Below are 21,172 nucleotides of genomic sequence, written 5' to 3'. Positions count from 1 at the left end.
ATATGAATATATATACATTTATGTTATTTTTACAAGTATTAATGTCAATTTTTTTCTATATCTACATGACAAAATCATTTTCTAATAAAAAAAATAATAAAAACATTTTAAAAAAAGAAAATGAAAAAGAGATGGAAAAGTTAAATAATTTAAAGAAAATAAAATTAACAGAGCCTTTAACTGAAAAAAGTAGACCTAATAATTTATATGAAGTAATAGGGCAAGAAAAGGGAATAAGAGCACTTAAAGCAGCACTTTGTGGGCCAAATCCACAGCATGTAATAATATATGGACCTCCAGGGGTTGGGAAAACTGCAGCTGCTAGAATTATTTTAGAAGAAGCTAAAAATATTGTTTCTTCTCCTTTTAATAGAGAATCTAAATTTGTAGAGATAGATGCAACTACTTTAAGATTTGATGAAAGAGGAATTGCAGACCCCTTAATAGGTTCTGTGCATGACCCAATATATCAAGGAGCTGGAGATTTAGGCATTAAAGGAGTACCACAACCTAAAGTTGGAGCAGTAACTAGAGCACATGGAGGGATGCTTTTTATAGATGAGATTGGAGAACTTCATCCTATTGAGCTTAATAAGCTTCTTAAAGTATTAGAGGATAGAAAGGTATTTTTAGACTCAGCTTATTATAGTTCAGAAGATCCAAATACTCCTCCTTATATAAAGGAAATTTTTGAAAAAGGACTACCAGCTGATTTTAGGTTAATAGGAGCAACAACAAGAAGTCCAGAAGAAATAGCTCCTGCTATAAGATCAAGGTGTGTAGAGATATTTTTTAAAGCCTTAAGTTTTGAGGAAATTAAAAAAATTGCATCAAATGCAACAAGAAAGGTTGGATATAGAATAAGTGATGAAGGTCTTAATATAGTTTCAAAGTATTGTACAAATGGAAGAGAGGTTATTAATTTAATTCAATTATGTTCAGGACTTGCAATGAATGACAATAGAGATTACATAAAAGAAGAAGATATTTACTGGGTAATTGAAAATGGTCAGTATAATCCTAGGTTAGAGAAGAAAATTTTAGAAGAACCTGAAATAGGTTGTGTTAATGGCTTAGCTGTTTATGGAACAAATAATGGTATATTAATGGAAATAGAAGCTACAGCTAAGGAAGTTAAAAAAGGAAGAGGAAATTTAAAGATAACAGGAATAGTCGAACAAGAAGAATTAGGAGATGGAAATAAAAAAATAAGAAGAAAGAGTACAGCTTATTGTTCAGTGCAAAATGTTTTAACTGCATTAGATAATTTATATAATTTAAATACAAAAGATTATAATATACATATTAATTTTCCAGGAGGTATTCCTATTGATGGCTCATCAGCTGGAATTAGTATAGCTACAGCTATATATAGTGCAATTAAAAATCTTCCTGTAAACAATAAAATAGCTATGACAGGAGAGATATCAATAAAAGGAAGGGTTAAGGCTATAGGAGGAGTAAATGCTAAAATATTAGCAGCTAAAAGGGCAGGAGCTAGTACTGTTATTTTACCAAAAGAAAATTTAGCTAATGTAAATAAAGAAATAGAAGGAATTTCTATAGTTTATGTTAAAAATTTAGAAGAGGTTTTAAATAAAAGTATTTTAATAGAAGATAAAATAAATAGTGATTTAATATTTAATGAAAATATAGCATTTTTAGGAGCAAGTTCTTTAGAGGCAAAATCATAAAATAAAGCTAGCACTTTAAGTGTTAGCTTTATTTTGTGATTTTAAATAAGCTTGAAAAAAACTTATAATATGTGTATACTTGATAAAGACTATATATTTATACATAGTTATTAATTTTTTTTGGAGGGGATATTTATGAAAGAAGATAAATTAATTCTTCCTTTAATTCCTCTAAGAGGTTTAACCGTATTTCCTAGTATGGTTATATACTTTGATGTTGGTAGAAAAAAATCAATAGAGGCTGTTGAAAGAGCTATGGCTGAAAATCAAAAGATATTTTTAGCAGCTCAAAAAAATATTGATGTTGAAAATCCAAGTGAAGATGACATCTTTAACATAGGTACAATATGTGAAATAAAACAAATTGTAAAAATGCCAAAGGATACTATAAGAGTTTTAGTAGAAGGTATCAAAAGAGCAAAGATAGATGAATTCTTTGAAAAAGAGGAATTATTTGAAGTAGAAATAAAAGAAGTCGAAATAGATAAAGATGACAATGAAGAAGAACTTGAGGCTTTATCAAGAAAATTAAAGGATGATTTTTTCGAACTTTTAGATATTACATCAGGTAATGGTGTATCTAATGCAGATTTATTTGACAATTTAGAAGATGAAAAAGATTTAGAAAAGGTAACAGATTTAATATCTGCATATACTCTTATGAAACAAGAGGACAAGCAGGATATACTTCAAACTTTAAATTTAAAAGAAAGAATTGAAAAATTAATATTTTATGTTAAGCAAGAAATTGAAATAGCTAAAATAGAGAAGAAAATAGGTTCTAAAGTAAAAAAGAAATTAGATAATGGGCAAAAAGAATATTATTTAAGAGAGCAAATTAAAGTTATTCAAGAAGAACTTGGAGAAGAGGATGAAAATAAGAAGGCTATAATTGAATTTGAAAGAATTATTAAAGAAAAAAAACTTCCTAAGGATGTAAAGGAAAAAGCCTTATATGAAATATCAAAGCTTAAATCATCATCTCCATACTCTCAAGAAGGTGGAGTTATAAGAACTTATCTAGAAAATTTATTAGATATGCCTTGGGGAGAATTTACTAAGGATACTTTAAATATAAAAGAAGCAAGAAAAATTTTAGATAAGGACCATTATGGCTTAAAGGATGTAAAGGATAGAATTTTAGAATATTTAGCTGTTAAACAAATAAGTAATTCACTAAAGGGGCCTATAATTTGTTTAGTTGGTCCTCCAGGAGTTGGAAAAACTTCGATTGCTAAAAGTGTATCTAAGGCATTAAGTAGAAAGTTTGTAAGAATGTCTTTAGGTGGAGTTAGGGATGAAGCTGATATAAGAGGACATAGAAGAACTTATGTTGGTGCAATTCCAGGAAGAATTGTTACTGGGTTAAAAGAAGCTAAAAGTATGAATCCAGTATTTTTATTAGATGAAATAGATAAATTAGGTATGGATTTTAAAGGAAATCCAGCAGATGCTTTGTTAGAGGTGTTTGATAAAGAACAAAATAAGACTTTTAGAGACCATTATTTAGAAGTAGATGTTGATTTATCTCAAGTTTTATTTATAACAACTGCGAACTCTTTAGAAGGTATTCCAAGACCTCTTTTAGATAGAATGGAATTAATAGAAGTATCAGGATATACTTATGAAGAAAAATTTAAAATTGCTAAAAGATATTTAGTTCCAAAGGTCTTAAAAGAACATGGTGTAACTAAAGAACAAATAAAAATATCTGATTCTTCTTTAAAGCTTATAATAGATAGTTATACAAGAGAATCTGGAGTTAGAAATCTTCAAAGACAAATAGCTAATGTTATAAGAAAAGGAATAAGGGATATAATAGAAAAAGATAAGAAAACATTAACTATATCAACTAAATTAGTTGAAAAATATTTAGGCCCAAAAATCTTTAGCTATGATGAAATTGATAGGGAAGATAAAGTTGGAGTAGTTACAGGAATGGCTTGGACAGCTTATGGTGGAGATACATTGCCTGTAGAAGTAGTAGTTATGGATGGTAAAGGTAGATTAGAACTTACAGGACAACTTGGCGATGTAATGAAAGAATCTGCAAAAGCGGCATATTCCTATGTTAGAGCTAATATGAAAAAATTAGGAATAAAAGATGAATTTTATTCAGACAAGGATATTCATATACATGCACCAGAGGGAGCAGTTCCTAAGGATGGTCCTTCAGCGGGGGTTACTATGACTACTGCGTTAGTATCGGCATTAACTAATAAAAAGGTTAAGCATAATGTTGCTATGACTGGTGAAATAACCTTAACTGGAAAAGTTTTAGCTATTGGTGGGTTAAAAGAAAAATGTTTAGCAGCAAGAAGAGTTGGAATTGATACAGTTATAGTTCCTAAAGAAAATGAAAAAGATGTACTTAAACTTCCTAAAATAGTTAAAGATAGTTTAAATATAATACTTGCAGAGAAAATTGATGATGTATTAGAAAATGCATTGGTTGGAGTGAAAAAATAATGAAAATAAAAAGTTCTGAATTTATAATATCAGCAGTTAAGAGAGAACAGTATCCTACTGATAATTTACCTGAGATAGCCTTTGTAGGTAGATCAAATGTTGGTAAATCTTCTATAATTAACTCCTTAACTAATAGAAGAGGATTAGCAAAGGTAAGTCAAACACCAGGTAAAACTAGATTAATAAATTTCTTCCTATTAAATAAAGATTTTTATTTAGTTGATTTACCTGGATATGGATATGCAAAGGTATCTAAAAAGGAAAAAGCATCTTGGGGTGCTACAATAGAGAGATACTTATTAAATAGAGCTCCGTTAAAGAAGGTTGTTTTATTAGTTGATTGCAGACATAAACCTACTGCTGATGATGTTCAAATGTATGAGTGGATAAAGCATTATGGATATGAAGTTGTAGTTATTGCTACAAAAAGTGATAAAATATCTAATAATCAAATAGGGAAAAGTGAGAAGCTTATTAAAGAAACTTTAGGATTACCAAAAGATTATAAGCTTAAGTTTTTCTCTTCACTAAATAAAAAAGGAAAAGATGAACTTGTAGATTATCTTTTTGATGATTTAGTTAATGAAGAGTAAGTAGATAATAAAAAGAAGTTATGAAATTTAATTTTCATAACTTCTTTTTTATTTTAGAAATTATATGTTTTAAAAAATAAATTTATTACAAAAAGTAGAAAAAATTACAAAAATATGTGTCAAAAAAATATTATTAGAATAGTATGTAGTATAAAGAAAATAAATGGAGGTTAAGATTTATGGAATTAAATGAAATCTTAGATGGAATGACAAGAGATAATTGCTGTAATAAGGGTTATGGAAATTCTTTTGATAATTGTGGAACAGTTGGAGGAAATAATAATTGTGCACCTTTCCCTAATAATTGTGGAGGCTTTGGAAACAACTTTGGCTTTGGTGGAGGCTTTAACTCTTTAATTTGGTTATTCTTATTATGTGGCGGCTTTGGTGGAAATAGTGGCTTTGGAAATAGATGCTGCTGTGATGAGGATTGTTGCTGTGGAAATAGAAATAGTGGCTTTGGTTGTAACTCTATAATATGGATAATAATTTTATCAACTTTATGGGGTGGTTCTTCAAACAACTGTGGAAATAATAATGGAAATGGATTTTTAGGAAACTGTGGATGCTAATTTAAAATAAAATAATAAGAAAGGAGATATTTAAAATGAGCAAGAAGAGAAAATGTTGTTGTAGAGAAAATCATGTTAAAGATAATAGATGTAATGGAATGGATGCTTGTACAGTATTACCAACTCTTTTAATATTACAAAACTCAGGATTATTATGTAATGATAGAGCATATATCTTAATTTTATTATCATTATTATGTGGTGGATTTAATTCTTGTGGAAGTAACAATAAGTGTTGCTAAAGTAAAAAGGAGTGAATTTTATGAGCAGAAGTAAATGCTGTAAAAATAAATGCCATTGCAAGAGCAAGAAGAATAATTGTTGTCATGAAAAAAATGTAGCATGTTCATCATTTAATCCATGTACAACTTTACCAACTTTATTAATGCTTTGCCAATCAGGTTTATTAAATAATGATAGAGCATATACTTTATTCTTATTATTCTGGCTATGTGGTGGTGTAAATACAAATAGCTGCGGCTATAAATGTTGTTAGAATAATTATTGGAGGGTTTTTATTTAAAACCCTCCTTTAAATAAAAAAATAATACATATATTTTTATTTATAAGGAGGATAGTAGATGTCAAAAGGAAAACATAAAAATAAGAAAAGGGAAAATTTAAGAGAAGAAAACTTTGCTCCTAGTTTAAATCCTCAAATTTTAGAACTTTTAGGACTTAATAATATAAACCAAAATAATTTATCAGAACTTTTATCAGCTATGAATAATAATGGCTTTGATATGAACTCTATAAATTCAATTTTAAGTAATGAAGGTAGTTTCATTGATAATAAAAATCAAGTTAATAATGAAAATAATTTCAATCCCTTTGGAAATGTAGGTGGATTTGGAGATTTAGGTTCTCTTATGGGGCTTTTAGGAAATAATAATTTCAATAATATGGGAAACTTAGATTCATTAATTAATAATTTTGGAGGAGCATCTTTAAATAATTTGAATAATACAGGAGAAGATAATATAGTCAATATGTTAATTTCTATTAGAAATCTTGTGGATTCTGATAGAGCTAGATTTTTAGATAAGGTTTTAAAGATGTATAAAGAAGGAAAAATAACTTATTGATTTTTTAAAAGGTTAAATTAATATATTTAACCTTTTTTTATTATTGTAATTTAAAAAAAGTTTTTTTGAGCAAAATAAATTAAAAGGTGGTGATTTTTTATGCTTTATAAAACTCATGTTGAAATAGGAGAGAACACATTTAATAGTATAGAAGGAGATTTAAAAAGTTTAATAGATAAAGATAGTTTTTTAAAGGGAAATGTTCTTCCTGATATATCTCCTAAATATAGAGTTAAAAAACATGGAAGAAAGCAATTTGAAGATATAATATATCATAAGGTAAAGTGGTTAAGTAGTTTAAAAAGTAAAGACATAATAAATGAAATAGGAAAAGAAAAATTTAGTATAGAATTAGGCGTTGTATGTCATTTTTTATGTGATTTTTTTTCACTTCCTCATGAAGAAGAATGGGGATTTAAAAAAAGTGTTACCTTAAAACATGTATTATATGAGAAAAAACTTCATAAGGTACTTACAAAGGATATAGAAATAAATGATAGTTATAAAATTTTAGAAAACTCTACCTATGAAAATTTTTTAAAAAAAGCTCTAGAAGATTATAGAAAGTCTGAAGGCTTTATAAGTGATTTATTTTTTGCAATGTATTTAAACAATTCTATTGTTAGATATGTTTTAGAGTCTATAGAAAAAAATGATTCTATTTTAAATTAAAGTATTAATAAATTCTTTAAGTGTTACATATTATTATAAAAAGAGTAGCTTTTGGGGGGAAATATTTTGATAATATTTGCAAAAAAAATTAAAGTAAGAGGAGTTATATATAATTTGTTAAACTATAATGAATATAATAAAATAAAATATAGTTCCTTCTATGTATAAAATTTCATTAATTACATTTATGTATAGGTTTTAAATTTAACCTATACTTTTTTTATAAGAGCTTTTTATAGTATGCTTGAAAAAAGTATAACTTAGTATATACTTAAATATAGAGATTACTTTAATTTTATTTAAAGTTTTTATAAGGAGACAAAAAATGAAAATAAATAGAAATGACCTATGTTGGTGTAATAGTGGAAAAAAATATAAAAAATGTCATATGGAGTTTGATGAAAAATTAGAAGAACTTGCTAGGGAAGGATATGAAGTTCCTACAAGAGACATAATAAAAAATAAAGAGCAAATAGAAGGAATAAGAAAAAGTGCAGAAATAAATAATGCAGTTTTAGATTTAGTTTCTGAAAATATAAAGGCAGGAATGAGTACAGAGGAAATAAATAAAATAGTACATGATTATACTATAAGCAAAGGAGCAATTCCTGCACCTCTTAATTATGGAGGATTTCCTAAAAGTGTTTGTACTTCAATAAATGATGAAGTTTGTCATGGTATTCCTGATGAGAATATAATTCTTAAGGAAGGAGATATAATAAATGTAGATGTATCTACTATATATAATGGATACTATTCAGATGCTTCAAGAATGTTTATTATTGGAGAAGCTAGTGAGAATGCAAAAAAATTAGTAAGAGTTGCTAAGGAATGTTTAGAAGAAGGAATTAAGGCAGTTAAACCTTGGGGATTTTTAGGAGATATAGGATATGCCATTGAAAAACATGCAAAGGAAAATGGATATTCAGTAGTTAGAGATTTTGGAGGTCATGGAGTAGGATTAAAATTCCATGAAGACCCTTTTGTATACCATTATGGAGATGCAGGAGAAGGTATGGTTTTAGTACCGGGAATGGTATTTACTATAGAACCTATGATAAATGAAGGAAAGTATGATGTCTTTGTAGATGCTGATAATGATTGGACAGCATTAACTATGGATGGTTCTCTTTCAGCACAATGGGAGCATACTGTTTTAGTTACAGAAGATGGAGTAGAAATAATAGCTAAATAAAAAAAGACCTTCTAATATTTTTTAGAAGGTCTTTTTTTTAAAAATACATGCTTATAGGAAGGATTAAAATACTAGGTCCTTTTATTTTAGTAACTGGACATTTAGGTAGGGGAATATTAAGTTTTCTTAATACTTCAAAATAGGGGCTTATAGATTTTAAAAGTTCTATATGATAATCTTCTTGATTTACTTTTCTAAATAGATTTATATCTTCTTCATTGTTACATATTTTAATAACCTTTCCTAATACATTGATATTTGATTTATGAAAGGCGTAAAAATCACCATTTAAAAAGTATTTTGAATTAACATTTATTATAGCATTATAATCTACACAGGATAAAATCATATCTTCTGTAGAGTTTAAGGTAAATTTAGATTTTATATTTTTTAGTAAATTTAATATAATAGAAAAATTTAATTTTTCTAAAGAGGTATCTTTTAGAAGAAAGTCTAAGTCCTTTAGTGGAAAGGCTTCTATTAAATTAATTAAAGAATCTAAGTAAGAGTTTAATGAGTTTTCTATTAAAGAGCCTTTTATTTTTAAAAAATCTCCTTCGCAAATATTAGTATCTTTAAAACTAGAGGCGTCAATATCTTTAATAGCCTTAGAATTAGTCATTTTTTTTAAAAGTTTATTGTGAATTTCAAAGGAGGTATAAATTCTTTTGATTTCTTCTTCTGTTCTTCCAAAAAGTCTATTTTCTATACTTTTATTATTTCCGTAATAATTTGTTTTATTGAAATCTCTTGATTTATTACTAGTTTTAAAGCCTTTATTATATATTTTATTTTTCCCTTCTCCAAAAAATAATTTATTATTTTCATCTGAATGAATTCTACCAGATAAGGTATTATCACAAATTTTTTTAGAAGTGTATATATCTATATATCCATTTAAATATACAGAGGAAAGACTTTTTATTAAATATTCATCTATATAGATAAATAGGTTTAAAAGTTCGTTCATAATCTATTCTCCTAAGGCAAATTTATACTCTTATAATTTATATTACAAAAAATAAATACTATGATAAGTTTTTTAAAAGCTAGTTTAATTGGAAATATTGACAATGAAAGGAGGGTAATGTATAATTAAAATGTTCAAGCCGAAGTGGCGGAATTGGCAGACGCAGCGGACTCAAAATCCGCCGGGCTAATACTCGTACGGGTTCGAGTCCCGTTTTCGGCACCAAACACCTGATTTTGTCAGGTGTTTTTTTATATATTTATTATTTATTTACTTTTTAAATTACTTTAAACTTTAATAATTTTTAACAAATATAAATAAATTTATTTTATAATATAAATAAATTTATATTTTTAAGTTTATATATCTTTAATTTTGGAAATAATTTAAAAGATTATGTTTAAAGTTGGAGGTATATTTTCTTGAGAATAAAAAGATATATAAAAATATTAGCTTTTTTTATAATTTTATTAATTAGTTTTTTTAGTGGTAGATTTTATGAAGTATATAAAAATAAAGCCTTTGAAGTTGCTGTTTTAAATGAAACTTTAGAGGAAAAGGTCAATGAAGAAAATTCTTATGAAAATCTTAAGGAAGATGAAATTTATATAAAAGATAAAATCTTAAAAGATGATAAAGGACTTTTAAAACTTGTTAATAAAGAAAATTTAATAAGTAAAGATTATAATATAGAAAAACTAGTATTGCCTAAGGCTAACTTTGTTGGTTTAGAAAGTGAAGAGAGAAATAAGATAAGTAGTATTATGAAAGAAGATATAGAAAGACTTTTTGATGATGCTAAAAAAGAAGGGTTAGATTTATATATATCCTGTGCTTATAGGTCTTATGAAGAACAAGATTATTTATATAAAAGAGCTTTAAAGAGAGAAAATAGTGAAAGTAGTACTTTAGTTGCCATACCAGGAGCTAGTGAACATCAACTAGGATTAGCAGTTGATTTTACAACAAGGTCTATAGGATTTCAATTAGAAAAATCTTTTGAAGATACAAAGGAAGGACAATGGCTATTAGAAAATGCTCATAAATATGGTTTTATATTAAGATATATGAAGGGAAAAGAGGATATAACAGGATATGAATATGAACCCTGGCATTATAGATATGTTGGAGATTTACGGGTTAGCAATTACTTTTATGAAAATAATATAACCTTAGAAGAATTATATGAAAAATTAGATATAATAAAATAATAAACAATAAAATAAAATTAAAAGGAGATTTTCTATGTATGTAATTAACTTTATAAGAGGTTTTTTAATGGCTTTAGCAGATAGTGTACCAGGAGTTTCTGGTGGAACTATAGCATTTATAATGGGATTTTATAATAAATTTATAAGTTCTTTAAATGCTTTAACCTCTTCAAAGAAAACTGACATTAGTAAAAAGGATGCTATAAAGTTTTTATTAAAATTAGCAATTGGATGGGTAACAGGATTAATTTTATCAGTTTTATTTATTTCTTCAATCTTTGATAAGGAAATATATAAGATAAGTTCTTTATTTACTGGATTTATAATATTTTCTATTCCTATAATAATTAAAGAAGATAAGGAAACCTTAAAGAAAAATTATGGATACATAATATATGCTATTTTAGGGATTTTAGTAGTTGCATTAATAACATATTTTAATCCAGCTTCAAGTGGAGATAGTGGAACAAGTATAGTTTTAAATAAGTTTTCTTTTCCTTTAGCTATATATGTTTTCTTAGCAGGAATGATTGCTATATCAGCAATGGTTTTACCAGGAATATCAGGTTCAACTCTACTTTTAATATTTGGTCTTTATGCACCAGTTTTAAAAGGTGTTAAAGCTGTTTTAACTTTAAACTTTGATTATCTTCCTATGCTTTTAATTTTTGCCTTAGGAGTTATTGTAGGAATAGTTACTACTATAAAGTTAATAAAATATTTGCTTTCAAATTACAGATCACAAATGGTTTATTTTATAATAGGACTTATGATAGGTTCTATATATGCAGTTTTTATGGGTCCTACAACTTTAGAAGTTCCAAGAGCTGCTATGAACTTAAAAAGTTTTAACTTTTTATTCTTCATTATAGGAGGAGCTTTAATTATAGGGCTACAACAATTAAAAACTTATTTAGAGAAAAAAGAGGGAATTTCTTAAAATTCTTTGTAATAAAATACAAAAAAGCTATCATTATATGAAATAATGGTAGCTTTTTCTTTAATAATATAAATTTTTAGAATATAATTAGATAAAAAGAGATAAATGAATATCTTTTTTATAAATTAGCTATTAAGCTTTTGTTATAATTTTTTTTTTATAGTATATTATTATTAATAAGTTAAAGTTTTATTTATATGGAGGGATTTCAATGTTTTTAAGAGAATTAAACAAAGAACAAGCCTTAGCTTTTATAAATTTAGTAACTGAATTTGCTTTAGTTGATGAAAATATAAGAAAAGAAGAAGAGGATTTAATTAGAAAGTACATAAGTGAATTAAGCTTAGAAGAAAGTAATTTAGGTAACTTGTCTTATGAAGAAGCTATAGATGTTATAAAAAATTCTTCAGAAAGAATAAAGAATATAGTTTACTTTGAATTAGTTAGAATAGGACTTGTAGATGAAGATTGTGATATTGAAGAGGTTGACTTTTTAGAAAAGGTAAGTAAAGATTTAAATATATCAAGAGCTAAAAAAATTCAAATTGCAAATTGTTTTTATAATTTCTCAGAAAAAGAAGGAGAAGTTAAATTAGAGGATATGGCAAAGGATATAATAGGATAATAAAAAAGACTATTATTAAAACTATTTTAATAATAGTCTTTTTTTAAAAGTTTAATATGGTAAAAAATTCATTTTAAGTATATAATTGTATTATATAAAGGGGGAATTAAGATGAATTTAAAAAAAAATAAGAAAAAAAGAGAAGTTTATAAGATTGAGTGTAGCAATGAAGTTTTAAGTCTTTGTAAAGCTTATAAAATAGTCTCTAATATAGCTTGGATAGTAGTCTTGTTTGCTTTAGTTGAGCCTAGAGTGTTATTACCTGCTTTTTTACTAAGTATTTTAATATTTTTAAGTAAAAAAATAAGAGTTTCCTATAGAATAAATACTTTTATAGAAAATATTAGAATTGGTAGAATTAGAGAAGGAGAAAAAATTTTAAGTAAAATAAAGGGGCAAATACCTAAGGAAATTTATGAAGAACTTAGAGGGATTTTAAAAAAATCAAAGGAGAGTACAAAGAAATCCTATGCTTTAACATAAATTATCATTGACATAAGAGATAAAAGAATTAAAATAATTTAATAGGAACAGGAGATGATAATATTGAGTAGCAAATATATGGTAGTTATATCTTTAGATGCAGTTTCTTCTAAGGATATTGAGATAATGAAAAATTTACCTAATATATCAAAATTGATAAAAAATGGTTCACTTATAAAGAATGTTAATAGTATATATCCTTCTTTAACTTATCCAGCACATGTAACTATTGTAACAGGAAAATATCCAGTAAATCATGGAATAACTAATAATACTATTTTAAGTTTTAAAGAAGAAAATCCTAATTGGAATTGGTATGGAAATAAAATAAAGGGAGAAACTTTATTTACTTTAGCTAAGAAAAAAGGACTTAAAACAGCCTCTATACTTTGGCCTGTTACAGGAAAGGTAAAGATTGATTATAACATGCCTGAAATTTTTACAACAAAACCATGGCAAAATCAAATAGTAATGTCTGCTTTAGCAGGAAGTAAAATCTTTCAATTTAATATGAATAAAAAGTTTTCTCATATTAGACAAGGAATAAAAGAGCCATATTTAGATGATTTTGCTACAGCCTGTGCAATAGAAACTATAAAAAAATATAAACCAAATTTAACTATGATTCACTTAATAGATGTAGATTCTAATAGACATGATTTTGGATATTCTAGTAAAGAAGCCTTAGAAGCTTTAAAAAGACATGATTTAAGAGTTGGAGAAATAATAAAGGCTTTAAAAGAAGCTAAAATTTATGAAGATACTACTTTGATTTTATTAGGGGACCATAGTGCAATAAATACAGATAAAGTCATAAGGTTAAATAGTGCTTTTAAAGATGCAAATTTAATAAATATAAAGGAAGGTAAGCTTAAGGGATTTAAGGTTATTTCTAAAGAGTGTGGAGGTTCTGCTTATATTTATTTAAAAGATGAAAATAAAGAGGTTAAAGATAAAGCTTTAGAAATTTTAAATAAGCTAAAAAGAGAAGGAGTTATAGAAAGAATATTAACTAAAGAAGAAGCCATTAAAGAAGGGGCAAATAATGAATGTGCTTTTATGGTTGAAGGGGGGAGAGGATATTATTTTTCCAATGAATATTTTGGGAAAGTTGTTGAAGAAACTAAATTTATTAAAGATAAACATATTTATAAAGCAGTTCATGGATACTCTCCTAAAAAAGAAAATTATGAAACTTTTTTAATAGCTTTTGGAAAAGGAATTAAAAAGGGAGTTGTTTTAGAGGGAGGAAGTATTGTAAATCATGGACCTACTATTGGAAAAATATTAGGAATTGATTTTAAAGATATAGATGGAAAAGTTGAAGAAAGAATATTAGAATAAAAATTAATTTTTTGATTAAAATAATTAATTGAATAAAATTATTGAAATTGTCGCAAAATTATGATATTTTAAAATAGTAGAAAAAATATTGCCAAAGTTATTTCATAATGTAGATATGTAATTAATTAAAAGAACGCTTAAAAGAGCGTTTTTTTTGCTTTTTAAAGTAATTTTTTAAAAATTTATATAAAAATCTAATTTGGGTATATTAACTTTATGTAATACTAAAATTTTGTGTATTAATAAAATGTAAATTTTTTAATAAAATGTTATAATTGTTTTAGCAAAATTTGTTTATATGGAGGACTAAAGATGAAAATATTAAAATTACTTTTAATATTCATTCCTATAAGTATTATAGGAGAATTTATGAACTTTTCACCGACTATTAGATTTTTATTATCAGCTTTAGCTATAATACCCTTAGCAGGGCTTATGGGTGAGGCTACAGAAGAAATATCATTTTATACAGGACCTAAGCTAGGAGGTTTTTTAAATGCTACCTTTGGAAATGCAACAGAACTTATAATATCTTTTTTTGCTTTAAAAAGTGGCTTGTTTGATGTTGTTAAAGCATCTATTGCAGGGTCTGTAATTGGAAATATCCTTTTAGTTTTAGGAGCTAGTATGTTAGCTGGAGGAATAAAATATAAAACTCAAAGTTTTAACAAGAAGATTATGGAGAATAGTTCAAGTATGTTACTATTTGCAGTTATTGGTCTTACTATTCCTGCTATATTTATGCATACTATAAAAATAGAATTTTTAAATACAAAGTATGAAAGTTTAAGTGTAATAGTAGCTTTAGTTATGTTTATAATATATATTTTAAGTTTAGTATTCTCTTTCTTTACTCATAAGGATATATATGCTATAGAAAGTGGAGAGGATTGTGAAGAAGAGAGTAAATGGTCTTTAAAAAAATCTATAATAGTCCTTATAGTAGCTACTATAATTATTGCAGTAGAAAGTGAATTTTTAGTAGGGGCTGTAGAGCCTATGACAAGAACTTTAGGGCTTAGTGAATTTTTTGTAGGAATAATTTTAATTCCTATAATAGGAAATGCTGCAGAACATAGTACTGCAATAATAATGGCTATGAAAAATAAAATGGATGTTTCTGTAGAGATTGCTATAGGTTCAAGTTTACAAATAATATTATTTGTAGCTCCAGTTTTAATATTTTTAAGCCTTATTTTTGAACCTATGAGTATTATTTTTAATAAGTTTGAATTAGTTGCTTTAATAGTATCTGTTCTTATAGCTAATCGTATAGTTAGTGATGGAGAATCTAATTGGCTTGAAGGAGTTCAGCTTTTAGCTGTTTATATAATAATTGCTGTTATGTTTCTTATAGTTTAACTTATAAAGACAAAAGGTTATAAGTATAATTAAATTTAATTATGCTTATAACCTTTTATTTAACTTAAATTAGAAAATATTTCTTTTAGATTTTCTACAAGAAGTTTATTATCTTCATGTTTTAATAAACACACTCTAAAAAAGTATTCATTTAAACCTTCAAAGGAAGTACAGTTTCTAATTATTAAATCTTTTTTTAAAAGTTCATCATAAAGATTTTTAGCATTTATTTTTTTTGATTTAATTTTGCAAAGGATAAAGTTACTATAACTTTTATAAACTTTTAAGTCTTTTATTGAATTTAATTCTTTAAAAAGATATTCCATTTCTTCTTTTAACTTATGGTTATTTGATAATATGTAATCAAAATCTTTAAACATAATTTCTCCCATAGTTGTGGCAAAAATATTTATGTTCCAAAGGTCTAATTTTTCTAAAATGGATTTTTTTATTTTTTCATTAGAAATAAGTCCATAGCCTAACCTTATTCCTGGAGTTGAAAAAAATTTAGAAGTTCCTCTAATTACAAAAAGGTTATTAAATTCATCTATTAAAGGAGTAGAGGAATAAATTTCAGGCTCTGTAAACTCTACATAGGTTTCATCAACCATAAAAAATGTTGAGGTGTTTTTTATTAAATTTTTTATTTCATCTTTTGAAAAGGCAAAGCCTGTAGGATTATTAGGATTACAAATTATGACTAAGTCAAAGTTTGAAGAGTTTATATGATTTATAAGATTTATATAATCTATTTTAAAGTTATCTTCTTCCCTTGCAAAAAATTTATATACCTTACAATTTATCTTTTCTAATTCACTTTCATATTCTGAATAAGAGGGAGATAAAAGAAGTGCCTTTTTAGGACTTATAATGTTTATAAAAGATGATATAAGCTCAGTAGCACCACTACCAACTATAATATTTTCTTCCTTGCATTTACAGTATGAAGAAATGGATTCTTTTAATCTTTTATATTTAGGGTCTGGATAAATAGAAACTAAATCTATATTTTTTAAAATAGCTTCTTTAGCTTTTTTAGAAGCACCAAAGGGATTTATATTTGAACTAAAATCTTTTATATCGTTTTTATTTACTCCTAATTTATCTGATAAATCAAATAAATTAGCACCATGATTAATACTCATAAGTACCTCCTTTAAATTTGATATAACTTTAAATTTCTTAATTATAGTATAATTCTTTACTAAAGAAATAAAAAGGGTTAGATTAATTAAATAATCTAACCCTAGTATTTTAAGAAGCATAGTTATTTGCTATGTTTTTTGGTCTTATGGCCTTAATAAGCCTATTTACAGGTAATATGCTTAAAATAATTATACATATTAATCCATCAGCGCCTATTAATGCACCGTTTACTAAGAATGAATATAAAATTGGAGACATTCCTTCGGGTGCAAAAGAACCAAAGAATACTACTCCTGAAATAAAGTGAGCTAAGAATTTTAAAAATATCGCAACTATAGCTCCAAACATTCTATGATTTTTAAAGAAACCTGCTACTCCTAAAGCCATATATGGAATTGGATAATCAAAAAGAACTTGAACAGGATGTATAATATATGGGTCTATAAATAAGGATATTATCCCAAATAAAAATCCTGTAAGCATTCCAACTAATGGGCCATAAGCGTAAGCAACTAGTATAATAGGAATCATGCTACCTAAAGTTATTCCTCCACCTTGTGGAAATTTATATATCTTTAGCATATTTAAAACAGCAGTAAGAGCTAAAGCAATTCCTATAGTTGTAAGCATTTTTGCATCAAATTTTATGTTTTTAGCTTTTATAAGTAAAAATAATATAATTAGGACCCCTATTAAAGCGAGAATTGTCATTGGATTAGTTACAATCTCCTTAAAATTTCCTCCTAAATTAATTGATGAAAAACTTTGAATAAAATCATTTATTATTTGAGAAAATGACATCATAGTTTTTCAGTCCCCCCTTCTTAAACTTTAATTGTGCTAAGGGAGAGTTTAAATATTTTAAATAAAAAAACCAGATCTTTTTAAAGATCTGGTTTAAATACAGCCCTAAACGCTTCCCTACGCTGGAATTAACCAGATCAGGTGTTGAGGGTTAATGATAAAAATATCATCTCTCAGCCAATAGGCACCCCTAGCACATGAAATAATTCTAAATATATTTTATATATAAATTTACCTTTGGTCAAGTAATATTTACTATTAAATGAAAAAATATTATCTAAATTTGTATTTTTTAAATAAAAATAGAAAGTTTAAAAGAAAATTTATATGTCATAAACTAGATTTAAATTAAGTGAGTTAGCTTTTTCATAAGCATAATAAACATAAGAGTCAAAGACTTCTTTAGGATTATGACAGTCTGAATTAATTATTACTTTTACATTAGACAAAGAAACTTTTTCCCAAAACTTTTCATAAGGATATGCAAAACGTTCTCCATCTATAAATTTTTTCTTTCCTCTTCTAAAACCATTAGCATTAAATTCTAAGATAGAATTATATCTTTTTGCATAGGAAATTATAATATCACAGGCTAAATCACAATTTTCATCCCAAGGGAAATTATTTATAAAGATTAAATCAGGGTGGGCTATAAAACTAAAGTAACCACTTTTTATTCCAAGGGATATACTTTTTGCATAATCTATATAATCCTCTGTGCTATCTAAATTGTAAGTATTTTTAAGATTTCCTTCCTCATTTAAAAATAAATGCTGCCCTAGAGCTAAATAATCAAATTTTAATTCATTTTTTAAGTAGTTATAATAAAAATCATCTGTTTGCAAATATTCTATTTCTAAACCTATTTTTATATTTATATAATTTTTATATTTATCTTTTAATTTCTCTAAAGAATCTTTATATTCACAAAGTTCATTGAAGTTCATTCTAAGAGAAAATCTATTGTCAGCATAAGGAGCGTGATCGCTAAAACCTAAGGTATTTAAATTTTCTTTAAGGGCTTCTTTAATATAATCCTCATCTTCTCCAAGGGCATGTTTACATCTTTTAGTATGAGTATGAAAATTAATTTTTTTTAACATAAATTCCACTTCCTCTCTATAAATAGAGTATATCAAAAAAATAATTAAAAGATAAATGTTAATAAAATTTTAATAGAAAAATGTTAACAAAAAATTCTTTGACTTTTCCTTTTGAATAAAATAAAATTATTCCACGATAAGTAATTAAGTGGATTTAAAGAGGGTTTTATGTAAAGAGAACTTTACATAATTAAAGTTATTTTATTATTAACATTTAAAGGAGATATGAACATGGGGTAAGTTTTAGTTAATTATTTAATTAGGCATTATTTTAAATTAGTTTTTAGTAAGAGGTATAAGGAAAATGAAAATAAGATTGATAGAAGAAAAAGAATTAGAAAAAGTTAAAAGTATTTATGATAATGTTGTAAAGGAAATGAATTTAAGGGGTCTTTATAATTGGAATGAAAATTATCCCAATACAGAAATAATTTTGAAAGATATTTTTAATAATCATCTTTATGGAATAGAGGTATTAGGAGAAATAGTAGCAGTAGCTACAGTAAATGACTATGCCTATGATGTTTATAATGATATTTCATGGCAAGTAGATGGTCCATTTTTATCTTTTCATAGAATAGCTGTTTCTACAGAACATAGAGGTAAGGGCTATGGTAAAAAAATGATAGATTTTATAGAAGAAATGGCTAAAGAGAAAAAATGTAACTCCATAAGAATAAGTGCTTATCATAAAAATGAAAATGCTGTCAATTTATATAAAAATTTAGGATATGTCCATGTAGGGGAAATGATGTCTATGAGAGATATAGTAGAACCTTTTTTATGTCTTGAAAAAGCAATAATATAATTAATAAAAATCAGTTTATAGAAAACTTTCTATAAACTGATTTTTTATTTAAGGATTTAGATTATAAATTAAGTATAAGTTTTAATTAATATATATTTTATTTGTAAGTATCTTTGTAAATTAAATTTTAAAAGCATAGAAAGAGTTTAAAAGTAAGGTTATAATATATAATGTCTTAAATAGGAATGACTTTAAATACAAAGGAGAAACAGAATATGAGCAAGCAGAAAAAGGAATTTTTACTAATTGGTGTTGGGTTAATAGGATTGTCTTTATTTTTGCATTATTTACACTATCTTATATTTAATGATCTTAATCATACTTTAATATTTCTTTTTGCAGACATAGCTTTTATACCTATGGAAGTATTTTTTACTACTTTAGTAATTGATAAATTACTTGAAAAAAGAGAAAAAGAACATTTAAAAGATAAGTTAAGTATGTTAATTGGAGTTTTCTTTAGTGAAATTGGAACAGAGATTTTAAATATATTTGTCTTTGCAGATGATAGTACAGAAATTATTGCAAAAGAAGTTTTAGTTACGAAGGAATGGAATAAAAATGATTTTAAAAGATTAGAAGAAGTTGTGAATAATTATTCTTATGAAATTGATATAAACAAGATAGATTTAATATATTTAGAAAATAAGTTAAATTCACAAAAAGATTTAGTAATAAATTTAATAACTAATCCTATGTTAATAGAACATGAAGAATTTTCAGAAATGCTTATATGTCTTATGCATTTAAGGGAGGAGTTAAGTAGTCGATTTTCTCATAGATTAGAAGAATATGAAGTTAATCATATAGAAAAAGATATAAATGTTGCATATAAATATTTAACCTTTGAATGGGTTCAATACATGAAACAGTTAAAGGCTAACTATCCTCAACTATTTTTAAGAGCTTTAGTTACAAACCCTTTTGATAAAAGGTCTTTAAAAGAAAAGGAATGTAATTATTTTAAATAAAAGATATCTCTTTAAAAGAGATATCTTTTATTTATTATTTTATATTTATAAAATAGTATTTATTATTTCCTTATGGTATATTTTACTTAAAAACATTGAGATTTAATGACTTTTAGGAGGAGTAGTTATGATTAATTTAACTTTTTTAGGTTGCGGTGGAGGAATGCCAATGCCTGATAGATTTTTATCTTCCTTTATGGTTAATTTTAAAGGAAGAAATATTCTTATAGATTGTGGTGAGGGAACTCAAGTTTCCATGAGAAAAAGAAAAACAGGATTTAAGTCAATAGATATTATATGTATAAGTCATGTTCATGGAGATCATATTTATGGTTTACCAGGATTATTATCTACAATTGGTAATAGTGGAAGAGTTGAGGATTTATATATAATAGGACCTAGGGGGATAAGTGAAGTTTTAAAAGGCTTTTCAGTAACACTTACATATCTTCCCTTTAATATAGAGATAATAGAAGAAGCAAAAAATATAGACTTTTCTATAAAAGATTCTAGGTTACAATTAAATTATGACCTTGATTGTGATACAGATTTAAGCATAGAAACTTTAGATTTAGATCATTCTTCACCTTGTAATGGATATTCTTTTATGATTAAAAGAAAAAGAAAATTTAATATAGAAAAGGCTATGGCAAATAATATTCCAAAGGCAATATGGTCTAAATTACAAAAAAACAACTATGTATTATTTGAAGGAGTTAAATATTCCTCTGATATGGTATTAGGAGAGGAAAGAAAAGGGATTAAAATAAGTTTTACCACAGATACAAGGCCTACAGAACAAATACCTAAATTTATAAAGGATAGTGATTTATATATTTGTGAAGGAACTTATGGAAGTGAAGAGGATAAAGAAAAAGCTATAAAGAATAAACATATGACCTTTAAAGAAGCTGCCTCTTTAGGAAAAATGGGAGAGGTTTGTGATTTAGTTTTAACTCATTTTAGCCCTTCCCTTAAAGAGCCTTATGAATTTATAAATAATGCAAAGAATATTTTTCAAAACTCTAGTTTAGCTTTTGAGGGGAGAGAAATTATACTAAATTTTAAAGAATAGTTTAAAATTGTAAATTTAAAGAGGTGTTATAATTATTATGTAAATCTTAT

General features: G+C 25.8%; 22 protein-coding genes, 1 tRNA gene and 1 riboswitch. Of the genes, 19 read left to right on the top strand and 4 right to left on the bottom strand.

Annotated elements, in window-relative coordinates; genetic code table 11:
- Positions 1–2: 2 nt before the first annotated feature.
- The 9 genes from lonB (at position 3) to AC4FRL_RS03210 (ending at position 8,280) form a co-directional block, all read left to right on the top strand.
- Positions 3–1,694, top strand: coding sequence for an ATP-dependent protease LonB (gene lonB / locus AC4FRL_RS03250; protein ID WP_491138696.1), 1,692 nt, complete (start codon positions 3–5; stop codon positions 1,692–1,694).
- 135 nt (positions 1,695–1,829) lie between these two features.
- Positions 1,830–4,163, top strand: a complete 2,334-nt coding sequence (gene lon, locus AC4FRL_RS03245) for an endopeptidase La (protein WP_491138694.1) — start codon at positions 1,830–1,832, stop codon at positions 4,161–4,163.
- Complete coding sequence (gene yihA, locus AC4FRL_RS03240) at positions 4,163–4,756, top strand: ribosome biogenesis GTP-binding protein YihA/YsxC (RefSeq protein WP_491138693.1); 594 nt, start codon at positions 4,163–4,165, stop codon at positions 4,754–4,756. Before lon ends, yihA begins: the two co-directional genes overlap by 1 nt.
- 179 nt (positions 4,757–4,935) lie before the next feature.
- The gene (locus AC4FRL_RS03235) at positions 4,936–5,328 is read left to right on the top strand and encodes a hypothetical protein (RefSeq protein ID WP_491138692.1); all 393 of its coding nucleotides are present in this window, start codon (positions 4,936–4,938) and stop codon (positions 5,326–5,328) included.
- 35 nt (positions 5,329–5,363) lie between these two features.
- Positions 5,364–5,570 carry a hypothetical protein gene (locus tag AC4FRL_RS03230; RefSeq protein WP_491138690.1) on the top strand — a complete coding sequence of 69 codons (207 nt, stop codon included), beginning with the start codon at positions 5,364–5,366 and terminating at the stop codon, positions 5,568–5,570.
- A gap of 20 nt (positions 5,571–5,590) precedes the next feature.
- The gene (locus AC4FRL_RS03225; RefSeq protein WP_491138688.1) at positions 5,591–5,824 is read left to right on the top strand and encodes a hypothetical protein; all 234 of its coding nucleotides are present in this window, start codon (positions 5,591–5,593) and stop codon (positions 5,822–5,824) included.
- A gap of 85 nt (positions 5,825–5,909) precedes the next feature.
- Positions 5,910–6,413: a hypothetical protein gene (locus AC4FRL_RS03220; protein ID WP_491138687.1), complete on the top strand. Its 504-nt coding sequence runs from the start codon at positions 5,910–5,912 to the stop codon at positions 6,411–6,413.
- A gap of 99 nt (positions 6,414–6,512) precedes the next feature.
- Positions 6,513–7,085 (top strand): zinc dependent phospholipase C family protein, encoded by a 573-nt coding sequence (locus tag AC4FRL_RS03215; RefSeq protein ID WP_491138685.1) that lies wholly within the window; start codon positions 6,513–6,515, stop codon positions 7,083–7,085.
- A gap of 325 nt (positions 7,086–7,410) precedes the next feature.
- Positions 7,411–8,280 carry a methionyl aminopeptidase gene (locus AC4FRL_RS03210; RefSeq protein WP_491138683.1) on the top strand — a complete coding sequence of 290 codons (870 nt, stop codon included), beginning with the start codon at positions 7,411–7,413 and terminating at the stop codon, positions 8,278–8,280.
- A 37-nt stretch (positions 8,281–8,317) separates the two neighbouring features.
- On the opposite strand, the gene AC4FRL_RS03205 is transcribed toward AC4FRL_RS03210, so the two are convergent.
- On the bottom strand, positions 8,318–9,250 hold the full coding sequence (locus AC4FRL_RS03205) for a DUF6414 family protein (protein ID WP_491138682.1): 933 nt from the start codon (positions 9,248–9,250) through the stop codon (positions 8,318–8,320).
- 138 nt (positions 9,251–9,388) lie between these two features.
- Here AC4FRL_RS03205 and AC4FRL_RS03200 point away from each other — a divergent pair.
- From AC4FRL_RS03200 to cax, 7 genes are all read left to right on the top strand, one after another.
- A tRNA-Leu gene (locus tag AC4FRL_RS03200) sits at positions 9,389–9,475 on the top strand.
- A 197-nt stretch (positions 9,476–9,672) separates the two neighbouring features.
- Positions 9,673–10,461 carry a M15 family metallopeptidase gene (locus tag AC4FRL_RS03195; RefSeq protein WP_491138680.1) on the top strand — a complete coding sequence of 263 codons (789 nt, stop codon included), beginning with the start codon at positions 9,673–9,675 and terminating at the stop codon, positions 10,459–10,461.
- 34 nt (positions 10,462–10,495) lie between these two features.
- Entirely contained in the window at positions 10,496–11,401 is a 906-nt protein-coding gene (locus AC4FRL_RS03190; RefSeq protein ID WP_491138679.1) for a DUF368 domain-containing protein, read from the top strand.
- A gap of 211 nt (positions 11,402–11,612) precedes the next feature.
- Positions 11,613–12,026, top strand: coding sequence for a hypothetical protein (locus tag AC4FRL_RS03185; RefSeq protein WP_491138678.1), 414 nt, complete (start codon positions 11,613–11,615; stop codon positions 12,024–12,026).
- Positions 12,027–12,137: 111 nt separating this feature from the next.
- Complete coding sequence (locus AC4FRL_RS03180; RefSeq protein ID WP_491138677.1) at positions 12,138–12,509, top strand: hypothetical protein; 372 nt, start codon at positions 12,138–12,140, stop codon at positions 12,507–12,509.
- Positions 12,510–12,572: 63 nt separating this feature from the next.
- Positions 12,573–13,853 carry an alkaline phosphatase family protein gene (locus AC4FRL_RS03175; RefSeq protein WP_491138676.1) on the top strand — a complete coding sequence of 427 codons (1,281 nt, stop codon included), beginning with the start codon at positions 12,573–12,575 and terminating at the stop codon, positions 13,851–13,853.
- Positions 13,854–14,165: 312 nt separating this feature from the next.
- Positions 14,166–15,215: a calcium/proton exchanger gene (gene cax, locus AC4FRL_RS03170; RefSeq protein ID WP_491138674.1), complete on the top strand. Its 1,050-nt coding sequence runs from the start codon at positions 14,166–14,168 to the stop codon at positions 15,213–15,215.
- A gap of 59 nt (positions 15,216–15,274) precedes the next feature.
- Here the strand turns inward: cax and AC4FRL_RS03165 are convergent, their stop codons facing one another.
- From AC4FRL_RS03165 to AC4FRL_RS03155, 3 genes are all read right to left on the bottom strand, one after another.
- Complete coding sequence (locus tag AC4FRL_RS03165) at positions 15,275–16,360, bottom strand: pyridoxal phosphate-dependent aminotransferase (protein ID WP_491138672.1); 1,086 nt, start codon at positions 16,358–16,360, stop codon at positions 15,275–15,277.
- Positions 16,361–16,469: 109 nt separating this feature from the next.
- Positions 16,470–17,165 (bottom strand): energy-coupled thiamine transporter ThiT, encoded by a 696-nt coding sequence (thiT, locus tag AC4FRL_RS03160; RefSeq protein ID WP_491138670.1) that lies wholly within the window; start codon positions 17,163–17,165, stop codon positions 16,470–16,472.
- A gap of 97 nt (positions 17,166–17,262) precedes the next feature.
- Positions 17,263–17,367, bottom strand: a riboswitch (TPP riboswitch).
- 121 nt (positions 17,368–17,488) lie between these two features.
- Positions 17,489–18,268: a histidinol-phosphatase gene (locus AC4FRL_RS03155; RefSeq protein ID WP_491138668.1), complete on the bottom strand. Its 780-nt coding sequence runs from the start codon at positions 18,266–18,268 to the stop codon at positions 17,489–17,491.
- A 304-nt stretch (positions 18,269–18,572) separates the two neighbouring features.
- Here AC4FRL_RS03155 and AC4FRL_RS03150 point away from each other — a divergent pair, with 304 nt between their 5' ends.
- From AC4FRL_RS03150 to AC4FRL_RS03140, 3 genes are all read left to right on the top strand, one after another.
- The gene (locus AC4FRL_RS03150; protein ID WP_491138666.1) at positions 18,573–19,076 is read left to right on the top strand and encodes a GNAT family N-acetyltransferase; all 504 of its coding nucleotides are present in this window, start codon (positions 18,573–18,575) and stop codon (positions 19,074–19,076) included.
- Between the two features lie 215 nt (positions 19,077–19,291).
- Positions 19,292–20,047, top strand: a complete 756-nt coding sequence (locus AC4FRL_RS03145; protein ID WP_491138665.1) for an MJ1433 family protein — start codon at positions 19,292–19,294, stop codon at positions 20,045–20,047.
- Positions 20,048–20,174: 127 nt separating this feature from the next.
- On the top strand, positions 20,175–21,122 hold the full coding sequence (locus AC4FRL_RS03140; protein ID WP_491138664.1) for a ribonuclease Z: 948 nt from the start codon (positions 20,175–20,177) through the stop codon (positions 21,120–21,122).
- Positions 21,123–21,172: the final 50 nt, after the last annotated feature.

It is taken from the genome of Clostridium sp. TJA032, from assembly GCF_058310275.1.
This window is presented reverse-complemented; position numbering and strand designations above follow the sequence as displayed.

Coding starts and splice junctions, on each gene's coding strand:
- lonB (WP_491138696.1), top strand. CDS start 3: ATGAATATATATACATTTATGTTATTTTTACAAGTATTAATGTCAATT.
- lon (WP_491138694.1), top strand. CDS start 1,830: ATGAAAGAAGATAAATTAATTCTTCCTTTAATTCCTCTAAGAGGTTTA.
- yihA (WP_491138693.1), top strand. CDS start 4,163: ATGAAAATAAAAAGTTCTGAATTTATAATATCAGCAGTTAAGAGAGAA.
- AC4FRL_RS03235 (WP_491138692.1), top strand. CDS start 4,936: ATGGAATTAAATGAAATCTTAGATGGAATGACAAGAGATAATTGCTGT.
- AC4FRL_RS03230 (WP_491138690.1), top strand. CDS start 5,364: ATGAGCAAGAAGAGAAAATGTTGTTGTAGAGAAAATCATGTTAAAGAT.
- AC4FRL_RS03225 (WP_491138688.1), top strand. CDS start 5,591: ATGAGCAGAAGTAAATGCTGTAAAAATAAATGCCATTGCAAGAGCAAG.
- AC4FRL_RS03220 (WP_491138687.1), top strand. CDS start 5,910: ATGTCAAAAGGAAAACATAAAAATAAGAAAAGGGAAAATTTAAGAGAA.
- AC4FRL_RS03215 (WP_491138685.1), top strand. CDS start 6,513: ATGCTTTATAAAACTCATGTTGAAATAGGAGAGAACACATTTAATAGT.
- AC4FRL_RS03210 (WP_491138683.1), top strand. CDS start 7,411: ATGAAAATAAATAGAAATGACCTATGTTGGTGTAATAGTGGAAAAAAA.
- AC4FRL_RS03205 (WP_491138682.1), bottom strand. CDS start 9,250: ATGAACGAACTTTTAAACCTATTTATCTATATAGATGAATATTTAATA.
- AC4FRL_RS03190 (WP_491138679.1), top strand. CDS start 10,496: ATGTATGTAATTAACTTTATAAGAGGTTTTTTAATGGCTTTAGCAGAT.
- AC4FRL_RS03185 (WP_491138678.1), top strand. CDS start 11,613: ATGTTTTTAAGAGAATTAAACAAAGAACAAGCCTTAGCTTTTATAAAT.
- AC4FRL_RS03180 (WP_491138677.1), top strand. CDS start 12,138: ATGAATTTAAAAAAAAATAAGAAAAAAAGAGAAGTTTATAAGATTGAG.
- cax (WP_491138674.1), top strand. CDS start 14,166: ATGAAAATATTAAAATTACTTTTAATATTCATTCCTATAAGTATTATA.
- AC4FRL_RS03165 (WP_491138672.1), bottom strand. CDS start 16,360: ATGAGTATTAATCATGGTGCTAATTTATTTGATTTATCAGATAAATTA.
- thiT (WP_491138670.1), bottom strand. CDS start 17,165: ATGATGTCATTTTCTCAAATAATAAATGATTTTATTCAAAGTTTTTCA.
- AC4FRL_RS03155 (WP_491138668.1), bottom strand. CDS start 18,268: ATGTTAAAAAAAATTAATTTTCATACTCATACTAAAAGATGTAAACAT.
- AC4FRL_RS03150 (WP_491138666.1), top strand. CDS start 18,573: ATGAAAATAAGATTGATAGAAGAAAAAGAATTAGAAAAAGTTAAAAGT.
- AC4FRL_RS03145 (WP_491138665.1), top strand. CDS start 19,292: ATGAGCAAGCAGAAAAAGGAATTTTTACTAATTGGTGTTGGGTTAATA.
- AC4FRL_RS03140 (WP_491138664.1), top strand. CDS start 20,175: ATGATTAATTTAACTTTTTTAGGTTGCGGTGGAGGAATGCCAATGCCT.